This is a genomic window from Spirosoma arcticum (assembly GCF_054779955.1).
In genome coordinates this window covers 196,200-206,795 of the sequence record NZ_BAAGXG010000010.1, presented here as the reverse complement: position 1 = coordinate 206,795, position 10,596 = coordinate 196,200, and the positions used below count along the sequence as shown (strand labels likewise).

8 protein-coding genes are annotated in these 10,596 nt (G+C 58.9%); 3 read left to right on the top strand and 5 right to left on the bottom strand.

All coding sequences use genetic code 11. The annotated features are described in order from the left end of the window. The 5 genes from ACYVHB_RS22595 to ACYVHB_RS22575 all read right to left on the bottom strand — a co-directional run. A partial coding sequence (locus tag ACYVHB_RS22595) for an FG-GAP repeat domain-containing protein (protein WP_461054069.1) occupies positions 1-614 on the bottom strand: 614 nt, incomplete at its 3' end. 114 nt (positions 615-728) lie between these two features. Then, entirely contained in the window at positions 729-1,277 is a 549-nt protein-coding gene (locus ACYVHB_RS22590; protein WP_461054068.1) for a phage tail protein, read from the bottom strand. A gap of 465 nt (positions 1,278-1,742) precedes the next feature. After that, positions 1,743-3,194, bottom strand: a complete 1,452-nt coding sequence (locus tag ACYVHB_RS22585) for a DEAD/DEAH box helicase (protein ID WP_461054067.1) — start codon at positions 3,192-3,194, stop codon at positions 1,743-1,745. 249 nt (positions 3,195-3,443) lie between these two features. Beyond that, entirely contained in the window at positions 3,444-5,384 is a 1,941-nt protein-coding gene (locus ACYVHB_RS22580; protein ID WP_461054066.1) for an OmpA family protein, read from the bottom strand. 44 nt (positions 5,385-5,428) lie between these two features. Next, positions 5,429-6,073, bottom strand: a complete 645-nt coding sequence (locus ACYVHB_RS22575; RefSeq protein WP_461054065.1) for a 7-carboxy-7-deazaguanine synthase QueE — start codon at positions 6,071-6,073, stop codon at positions 5,429-5,431. Positions 6,074-6,150: 77 nt separating this feature from the next. Here ACYVHB_RS22575 and ACYVHB_RS22570 point away from each other — a divergent pair, with 77 nt between their 5' ends. The 3 genes from ACYVHB_RS22570 (at position 6,151) to ACYVHB_RS22560 (ending at position 10,592) form a co-directional block, all read left to right on the top strand. Beyond that, positions 6,151-6,345 carry a hypothetical protein gene (locus ACYVHB_RS22570; RefSeq protein WP_461054064.1) on the top strand — a complete coding sequence of 65 codons (195 nt, stop codon included), beginning with the start codon at positions 6,151-6,153 and terminating at the stop codon, positions 6,343-6,345. A gap of 240 nt (positions 6,346-6,585) precedes the next feature. Continuing rightward, a complete protein-coding gene (locus ACYVHB_RS22565; RefSeq protein ID WP_461054063.1) occupies positions 6,586-6,996 on the top strand; it encodes a hypothetical protein in 411 nt (136 codons plus the stop codon). Positions 6,997-7,097: 101 nt separating this feature from the next. Continuing rightward, positions 7,098-10,592, top strand: a complete 3,495-nt coding sequence (locus ACYVHB_RS22560) for a carboxypeptidase regulatory-like domain-containing protein (RefSeq protein ID WP_461054062.1) — start codon at positions 7,098-7,100, stop codon at positions 10,590-10,592. The last annotated feature ends 4 nt before the right edge of the window (positions 10,593-10,596 follow it).

Below are 10,596 nucleotides of genomic sequence, written 5' to 3'. Positions count from 1 at the left end.
TTGCCGTTTTGGTAGAGCAGGTCCTGGTCCCCATCGGCATCCAGGTCCACAAACAGAATCCGGGCTCCAAACGTGAGCACAGGCAACGGACTACTGGCCGCCACGCTGAACGTGCCATTGCCGTTGTTGACCACCACCCGTCCGGCTGAGTTGTTGGCGGGTTCGATCAGGTCCCGGTCTCCATCGTCGTCAAAGTCGACCGAAAGAGTTGCTGTGGTGACCTGGGTAAAGGTGATGCCATTGAGGGGGCCACTGGTAAAGGTGCCACTCCCGTTGGCGTCGATGGGCGCAGCAAAGGTGCCATTGCCGTTGTTGAGTTTGAGACTAATACCCGCCCCGCTGGTGTTGCCGTTTTGGTAGAGCAGGTCCTGGTCCCCATCGGCATCCAGGTCCACAAACAGAATCCGGGCTCCAAACGTGAGCACAGGCAGCGGACTACTGGCCACTACGCTGTACATGATGGCCATTGGCTTCAGCAAAGGCGCCGGGTGAACGGGTTTAACTAAGCCTGTTGGCGTCAGCGGAGCAGCCTGAAGGCCACCTCCAATCAATAATAGAGCTAAAAGCAGCCGACATAGTAGTCGGCTACCTGCTGTCAGGTAATTGTCAGACATGAGAAGTTGAGTTTACTGAATGGTTGAACGGAATGGTCTTCTAAACGGAAGCGGCACCATCTCTCTCAGGCGGAAGATGAGAAGTGGTGCCGCTTTCCTGAATAGAGCCGTCAATTAATTACGGCTGGGGAAAATGCCCTGCAACGCAATGCAGTAGTTCATTGCCAGGTACGGCTGCACATTCTCGTGAGGTTGGTTGCCGCCCGCCGGAGTAATGGCGGAAGGATCGGCGACAACCGCGTTGCCGGCTGGTGCATACGCATGGACAGTTACAGCATCTCCGTTGACCGTATCAGCACCATTCGTCGAAGCCAGTACGCTGCCCCTGAGGTCGCTAACCGTAGCTGCGTTGCCCGAACCGGTCAGCATGTGGTTATGAGCGGGCATCTGCGTCGACAGCAGCGTCACGTTTTCGCTGCCCCCCTGTTGCCCAATCGTGTAATTGGACAGGCCCGGCCCCTGCCCCATGCCCAGCGGGACCCGGCTTTGCAGGTTGGGCAGGGCGAAGGTGTTTACTCCGTCACCGCCGTATTGTGTGCCTAATAAGGCGAACAGGGCAGAGTTTTGGGAGATGGACAACAGTTGTCCATTGCAAAAGGCCCAGCCGCGCGGGGCAAAATTGAAGCCAAACAGGGCAATCATACCCAAAAATGGATCAGTCATGAACATAAATGGTTAAAAAAGTGAAAAAGGAAGATTGTGTAATTAGTCAGCGTAGCCGGTCCAATTCGCAGCTATGCGCAACGAGGAAACCTGCCAGGCGATTAATCAAGGGCAAAAGTATAGTAAACTTTGATTTTACTTGCCTGTTTTTCTAATTAGGATACCTTATAATAAATTAACAATTACCTCAACTGAAAATATCTTCTCTAAGTATACATATGTAGAACTGTAGATTCTGTTCAGGCGACTTTTGCGTATGCTGGTAGTGAATGTATCCTGGTGGTGCGGCATACTGACGGCCACGTCCGGGCGTAACTGCAACAGTATTTATGTGAGTACGGATAAAGTTGCTGACCGCACCGGCGGACCGGCACAGTCCTTCGACAGTTCAGAGTATTTAGCTCAAAAACACAAAAAGCCCCGGAGAACATCCGGAGCTTTTACAAACGTTACTGACTATACGTCCTAATAATTGCTGTCTGAATTAGTATTGGTGAACCGGCTGTTACCCGTACCCCGGCCGGGCCGTTGTGCGCTGTTTCCCGGACGACTCGGACCGCTATTGCTGCTGCCTTCACGACGATACCCGCCCGTGGGCTGACTCGCCGGACGACTGTCGCTGCTGCGCTGCTGACTGCCGTTGCTGGGTGAACCACCGGAGCGGCCACCACTATTCCGGCGATCACCGCCGTTCCGGTTGCCGCCACCATCCCGGTTGCCCCCGCTGCGACCCTGCCGCGACGCGGGCGTCGATGGCGTGATGGTTGCCGCCGTAATGTTCAGCACGTACGGATGGTCGGTGATGACCGGTACGCGCTTGCCGATGAGCTTGTGAATGTCGCGCAGGTACTCGGTTTCTTCCTCGTCGCAGAACGACAGCGCAATCCCGTCGTGACCCGCCCGGCCCGTCCGCCCGATGCGGTGAACGTAGGTTTCGGGAATGTTCGGCAGTTCGTAGTTAATCACGTGCGAGAGTTCGTCCACGTCGATGCCCCGCGCGGCAATGTCCGTCGCCACGAGTACCCGTGTTTCGCCACTTTTGAAGTTGGACAGTGCGCGTTGCCGGGCGTTCTGCGACTTGTTGCCGTGGATAGCTTCGGCTTTAAAGCCGCCGTTGAGCAGGTCTTTCACCACCTTGTCGGCCCCGTGTTTCGTACGAGCAAACACCAGGGCTGACTTCACGCTCTTGTCTTCCAGAATGAGCGCCAGTAGCCTGCGTTTGTTTTCTTTACCCACAAAATACAGCGCCTGGTCAATCGTATCGGCCGTTGACGACGCGGGCGTCACTTCAACTTTGGCCGGATTGCTCAGGATCGTGTCGGCGAGTTTAGCCACGTCGGGCGGCATCGTTGCCGAGAAAAACAGCGTCTGACGGCGCGTTGGCAACTTGGCGATGACCTTTTTAACGTCGTGGATAAAGCCCATGTCGAGCATCCGGTCGGCTTCGTCAAGGACAAAGAACTGGACGTCGCGCAGATTAACGAAACCCTGGTTCATCAAGTCGAGCAGGCGGCCCGGCGTGGCAATCAGAATGTCGATACCCGCTTTGAGCGTGTTGACTTGCGCGTGCTGCGAAACGCCCCCGAAAATAACGGTGCTGCGCAGGTTCAGGTGCCGACCGTAGGCCCGGAAGCTTTCTTCGATCTGGATGGCTAATTCGCGCGTGGGCGTCAGAATCAGCGTTTTAATGCGCCGGGGACCGCCCGCGCTTTTGCTTCGTTCCTCATTCAGCAGTTGCAGAATCGGAATGGCAAAGGCGGCTGTTTTGCCGGTGCCGGTCTGGGCGCAACCCAGCAAGTCCTGGCGACTCAGCAGAATCGGGATGGCTTGTTCCTGAATGGGGGTTGGGGTGGTGTATCCTTCTTCGGCGAGCGCCTTCAGGATGGGGTCAATCAGTGATAAATCGGAAAATTGCATGTATTAGGTAGACGCTGGAAACTGGATGGCGGGTGCTCGAAAAGGGGATGTTGAACAGCGCGGGTCCGGAGTCTAACGTCCGACGTCTTAATGGAATTGATTAGTTAATCATCTGTACAACCGCTGTAGTGCAAATAAAGTGCCATTTGTAAGCGGGGGTAGGTGGTTTGAATGAATTTGTCATCCCGACGCAGGATGGATCTCACGCATCAAACAAGCTTGAGATCCCTCCTGCGTCGGGATGACAAACTACATCACCCGCCACTCAATCCTCCGGTTAAGTTGCCGGTTTTCGTCGGAGGTGTTAGGAACGGCGGGGCGCGTTTTACCGTAACCGATGGCCCGCATCCGGCCTGGTTCAACGCCTGCTTTGGTTAGGTAGGCCACCACTGCCTGCGCCCGTTTCTGCGAGAGGAGCAGGTTAGCCGCCGGGTCGCCCCGGTCGTCGGTGTGGCCCGAAATTTCGATGCGCACCGCCGGATTCACCCGCATAAACGCCGACAGCCGGTCGAGTTCGGTGCGCGATTTCTCGGCGAGGTCATAGCGGGTCGATTCAAAAAACAGGTTGTTCAGCGTCTCTTTGCCCGACGCCCCCGCCACGGCCGGTTCCAGCGGTACGTTCAGGGCAATGCCCGCTCCGCTGCCCCGGTCGCCCGTGTTTTTGCGGGTGAAGTCGAACGACAGGCTTTTGAAGAGGTAGCCCGGTGTGCTGACGTAGAGCGCGTAATCGCCCCCGCTGGGCAGCACCGCCGTGTACTGACCCGTGCTGGTGTCGGTCAGCACCCGCGAAACAACCTGATTTGTCTTCAGGTCAATCAGTTCGACGGTGGCGGTTAAGGGCTTTTTTGTGCGACTATCAGTAACAATACCTTTCAGGAAACTCACTGGCTTCACCCGCTCCCGCAGTGATTCGGGCAGGTCGAAGGCGTACAGCCGCGATTTCTGCGAGACGCCGTCTTTCTGTTCTTCAAATGAGTAGTAAGCCCGCGCACCATTAGCCGCCACAAACAGCGATGCCTGGTCTTCGGAGGAGTTGATGGGGTAGCCCAGGTTTGTTGGAACCGACCAGCCCGTGTTCGGCCCGGTCGATGCCAGGCTGTCAGCAATAAACAGGTCGTAGCCACCCAGCCCAACGTGCCCGTCCGACGCAAAAAACAGGCTCTGCCCGTTGGCGTGGATGAACGGTGACGCTTCGTTAAAGGGCGTGTTGACCGGCCCGCCGATGTTAACCGGCTCCTGCCAGTTGCCGGTTGCGTCGAGGTCGCTGCGCCAGATGTCGCGTCGTCCTTTGCCGCCCGGCCGGTCCGACACAAAATACAGCCGACGCCCATCGGCCGACAGCGACGGCTGCGACTCGTAGTAGCGGCTGTTAACGGCGGGGCCGAGATTTTCGGGGGTCGACCAGTCGGGGCCGGTTTTGCGGCTCAGGTACAGGTCGCAGCTACCAAACCCTTTGCGGCCCTGGCAAGCGGTGAACACAATTGTGCGCCCGTCGGCCGAGAGGCTGGCCGTGCCTTCGTTGTCGGCCGTGTTGATACCGGGCGAAAGCGACACGGGTGGTGACCAGCTCTCGCCGTTGTAGGTAGCGATCATCAGGTCTTCGTCACCTTCTTCTTTCAGGGCGGTGAACACCAGCGTCTGCTCGTCGGGGGTGAGCACGGGAAAATACTGCGAAGGCGTCGTTTGCAGCACCGGCGAAAGCGGCTTGGGATCGACCGGCTGGGGACGCTGCATGGCTTCCTGCCCAAAGCGGGCCGATTCGATCTGCCGCGCAATGCGCTGTCCCTGCGCCGACTGCGGAGCAAACAGCGTCTGGAATTTTTCGAGGTAAGGCAGGGCTTCACCATAGCGGCCGAGCCGAAGCAGGGTGTTGCTCAGCGACTGATACGCGGCCCCCGATACGGGGCTGTCGGGCTGGAGCCGGACGGCGTTGCGGTAAGCGGTCAGGGCCAGATCGTAGCGCTTTGTGAACTCGTACAACTGACCGAGTTTCAGGTACGCATCCGTGAAGTTTGGGTCCTGCTTGATAGCCTGCTCCATAAACGGAATGGCCTCGGTGGCTTTGCGTTCCCCAAAGAGCTTAATCGACTGGGCATAGAGGTCTTTCGCCTTAGTATCCTGGGCGGAAGAGGGGCTAATGAATAATGTAGAATGGATAATGAATAATGTTAGACGGAATCGGTGGCTCATTATCCATCCATTGTTCATTATCCATTTTACTTTATTCATTACCCTCAAGGAATGTCCATGTATTTGTGAGTCTGTAACGAAATCTGCCATTGCGGATGGTCTTTAACGTAATCAACGATGCGGGGCAGCATTTCATTGGAACGACTCCATTCTGTTTGCAAAAAGAGTTGGCAGCCGGGCCGCAGGTGAGGCACAAACGACTCGGCAAAGGCAAAATCAGAGGGGTTATAAATGATTACTTTAAGTTCATCGGCCCGCTCGAAAATGGCCGGGTTGGGCTTTTTGAATTTCTTGGGCGAAAAACAAATCCAGTCCCACGACCCCGTCACGGCCCGGCACACGCCCGACGTTTCGATATTGGTCCGAAAACCGGCCGTTTGCAGGGCGTTGGTCAGGCAGCTGAGGTCGTGCATCAGCGGTTCGCCACCCGTGATGACCGCCATCCGGCCGGGGTACTGCATCGCCCCCGATACAATGTCGTCGATGGTGCGTTGGGGGTGGGCGTCGGCGTCCCACGATTCTTTCACGTCGCACCAGTGGCAGCCTACGTCGCAGCCGCCGAGCCGGATAAAATAAGCCGCCCGGCCCGAGTGCGCCCCTTCGCCCTGAATGGTGTAAAAAGACTCCATCACAGGCAGGGCCACCGTTTCGTTCTCTATTAGTAGTTGTTGTGTGTGTTCCAAAAGCATAGACAAAGATACGAATTTACGGACCTGCGAATTCTCAGACTGGTGCCGTTTTTTTGAAACCGGGACAGAGCAAACGCATGAAGCAAGGCAATACGGAGGAGGTAACGAAGTCTACGCCCACCAGCGTGTCGGCTACCCTGTTTGGATTCGTTATGCCCCGTGAGTTTTACGTGCCCCGCTATGAGCCATCACCAACGGCTACTCTTCAGGATCGGCGGGACGTGCTGTTCTGGGAACCGCTTGTTTGTTTGCTAACAAATTTTGATATTTAGCCGTTTATTCATAGCGCTGGAGGCAGATGACGTATGGCAACTTAGATATACTACAGCGTGGCGAAGAAGAGCAGATGGGTTGAAAGTCAAATTAAACCGCTGGAATCTTTTTTAGATTCGATTAGAGACTTAATCATGGATAAAGGTGAAACGTCAGCCGAAGTCCAGAAAGACATTGATGAGGCATTGGACACCCTTAGCGGATGGTACGAAATGAGAGACATGTTTAACTAATTGACAATGAACACTACAGCAATTATAGAGCAGATTCGGGCGATTACCACGCTCGATGACATGGATCGGGTCGACGCACTAATTCGTACTGAAGAAGGTTCAATGGCCCCTGAAGTACAGCAGGCACTACTGGAAAAATTGAGAGAAGTTACGGCCAACAGCCGCAAAGCACTGGAGGAGACGAAGTCAATATTGCAGGTGCACGGGGTTAGCTATCCGCTGACGGACTGGTTAACGCCAAGGAATTACGCGCTTAAGTTCGGCGTCAAAAATACAGAGACGGTCATTAACTGGATCAACCGGGGCGTTATCCCGGCAGACGATGTTCGGGAAGTACCCGAACTTGGGCTTCGTTTGGTAAGGGCGGTTCCCTATGCCCCCCGGAAGCACTCCAGTCACCAGACAGTGAACGCCTGATGCTATTCGCTGCCTGTTAGCGACCGGGCCGATTTATTGCCGCCAGTTGATTAGCAGGTGACAAATGCATACATTGGTCTTTCCCTGACCGATAACCCCTGATGAAAATTCGTTGTGCGCTGCTTCAGCTAATGGCCGGGCTGTGGGTCGGCGCGGCTCTGGCCCAGACACCAACGGCCTCCCTCACCGGCCGGGTGCTCGACGCCCAGACGAACCAGCCCCTACCCTTCGCCACCGTTTACCTCAACAACACGTCGCGGGGCACTGTGGCCGACTCCAACGGCGTCTACCGGCTGACTAACGTGCCGCTGGGCAATGCCGAACTGGTGGGGTCGGTGCTGGGCTATCAGACCCTCCGCCAGCCGCTGCGCCTGACCGACGCCCGCCTGCGCGCGGTGGACCTGCGGCTGCAGCCGACCGATCAGGCGCTGGCCACGGTTACCGTCACGGCCCGGCGTAATCCAGCCTGGGCGCGGCAGTTCCGCACCTTCAGCCGCGAACTGCTGGGCAACCGGCCCCAGGCCCGTGTGTGCCGCATTATGAACCCCGGCGTGCTTTCGTTTACTGAAGAGAAAGGACACCTGCGGGCGCAGGCAACGGAGCCGCTGGTCATCGAAAACGGGGCGCTGGGCTACCGGCTCCACTACAGCCTGCTCCTCTTCGACCTCTACCGGAGTAAGCTGCTCTTCGCCGGTAGCGCCCGCTTTGAGGAACTCCCCGCTACCAGCCCCCGCCAGCAAACCGGCTGGCAGGCCAACCGGCAAAAAGTGTATCAGGGTTCATTGCAGCACCTGCTGGCAACCCTGCTGGCGGGCACCCACGAGCAGGCGGGCTACCTCGTCTACCGAACCCCGCTGACCGGGGAGGACAACGACCAGACCCTGCCGCTGGTGCGCACCACGGAGCGGCAGTACGTAGGCAGTCAGCAGGCGCAGGCCCTGTTCCGGCCCGGTGAACTACCAGTTGAACGGCGGCTCCTGTCCGATCAGCCCTTAGAAGTCTACTACAACCGGGTGTATGCCGCCAACTCACCCTACCGCGATTCGCCGTATGCCTACTCCCTGTTGCTGTTGCCTAATAGGTCGCTGGACCTGACCACCACCGGCGGCATTACGCAGGGCAACGGTCTCGATGTGCGGGGCTACCTGGGCAATGAACGATTAGCCACCTTACTACCCGCCGACTGGGTGCCACCCAGCGAAGAGACCTTAGTGCCTGCGAACATCGACGCCGGGCGACCCCAGCGGCCCGACGCCGGACTCGACTCACTCATCGCACTCCGTCGGCGTCATTACGAGCGAACGGCGCCCATCGTCTACGTGCAGACCGACAAGGCGCTCTACGCCACCGGCGACCAGCTTTACCTGAGCGCCTACGTACTGGACGCGGCCCGCCAGCTTCCCATCGTGAGCCGCACCGAAACGGCCCTGCAGGTGGCTCTGATTGCGCCCACGGGCCGGGTGGTGCAGCACCAGTGGCTGCGGCTGACCGACGGGCGGGCTGCGGCCAGCTTCCGGTTAGCCGATACACTGACGGCGGGCACCTACCGCCTGCGGGCCTACACGGCACGGGACCAGGTGGCCAACGGTCCGGCTTTTGAGTGTTCCTTCCCCGTGCTTAACCTGAAGCAGTCGGCCCCCGGTCCTGTGCTTAGCCAGACGGTAGCTACCGCCAGCGGTGCCGTGGCTCATTCCCCACTGCCCGACTCGCCCGACGTGCAGTTCCTGCCCGAAGGCGGACGCTGGCTGGCGGGCGTGGCCGGTTGGGTCGGCATCAAGGCGCTACAAACAAACGGACGTGGGTTGTCTGTCAGCGGACGCCTGATCGACCAGACGGGCACCGAGGTGGCCCGCTTCAGGACCAACGCGCTGGGTATGGGGCAGGTGAAGCTTACGCCCCAGGCGGGCCAGCGCTACGTGGCCCTGCTGGACCCGCTGGCGGGCACAACCACCCGGCCCGTGCCCTTACCCGCCGTTGAGCCAGAGGGCTGGGCACTATCCGTCGATGCCCTCTCGGACAGCAGCCGCCTGACGGTGAGCGTGCGGGCTACGGGCCGCTACAGCCAGCAGCCCGTCTACGTGACGCTGCAAAGCCGGGAGCAGTTGGCATACCGCCAGAAGTGGGTGCTGACCAACGGGGAAGCCCGGTTTACGCTGTCGACGGCTACGCTGCCGCCGGGCGTGTGTCGGGTGACGCTCTGGGACATGACCAACCAGCCCCGCGCCGAACGGTTGGTGTTCGTGCCCGAGTCGGCCGGGGGTTTGCAGATGCGGGTTATCACGGGGAAACCCCGCTACGAGGCCCGCGAGCTGGTGGCCGTTGGTCTACAGTTCCGCGATGCCGACGGCTACCCGGTAGCGGGCAGTTGGTCGGCCGCCGTGACCGATGCCGACCAACTGCCCGCCGACACGACCCGGCCCGATTTGCGGACGTATCTGCTGCTGACGGGCGGGCTTCGGGGCACGGTTGAGTTTCCGGGGTATTATCTGGAGCCGGAGCACCGGAGTGATCTGGACAACCTGCTGCTCACCCAGGGCTGGCGTCGGTTACCGGCTCCGGCGCGGGCTGACTCAACGGGCGGCTGGACGCTGAGCGGCCGGGTGCGGGATGAGCGGGGACGCCCCGTGGTGGGCAAAGCCGTGGTGGTGTCGCTGGAACAAGGTGGTGAGCGGATGCTCCGCCGGGTCAGCACCGATGCGCAGGGCGGGTTTCGCTTAGGCGGGTTGACTATTGCCGACACGGTGCAGGTGCAGGCGGGCGTTCCCGATCTGGCCGGGGCTGTGCTCACGTTTGATGCGCCGGGTCTGCCGTTTCCAAGCCCGGCATTGGCCCCACCCGAATGGCCGATACTAAGTTCCTTTATGACCGATGCCCGCGTGCGCCAGACGGCCTGGCCCGCCCTATATCGCGACTCGACGGCCCGCCAGTTAGCCGAAGTAACCGTGCGGGCGGCCAAACCCAAGCCCGAGCGCCCTAAAGACATCGAGCGGTCCAGCCTGCACGGGGCCGCCGACGCAGTGCTGGTGGTGGACAGAAACATGGGGACCTCAGTTAGGGGAGTGGGTGAGTTGATTATGAGACTTCCTGGTATACAGCGAGTAGGTAATAGTATACGAATCGGCGGCATCGGCAGTTTCGGTGATAATACCCCGCTGTATCTAATCGATGGCCAGCCTGCCAATGAGTCGATGCTTGATGCCCTTCTTCCTCACGAAGTGCGTCGCATTGAGTTATTGAAAAGCGCGACCACTGCCGGTATGTACGGCGCTCGCGGTGCGAATGGCGTCATTGCAATCTATACGGTCATCGGTACTGAAGGAGAGACGACGACGCCCACCAGCGTGTCGGCTACCCTGTTTGGATTCGCTACGCCCCGCGAGTTTTACGTGCCCCGGTATAGCCCGTCACCAACGGCTACTCTTCAGGACCGGCGGGACGTGCTGTTCTGGGAACCGCTGGGCCAGAACGACGCCGACGGGCGGGCCAGGCTGGTGTTTCCCCTGAGTGACACCGCTAAGCGGCTTCGGCTGGTGATTCAGGGCCTGACTAATGAGGGCATACCCCTGTCCTTTACATGGCTGCTGCCCGTTCGGTAGCCTA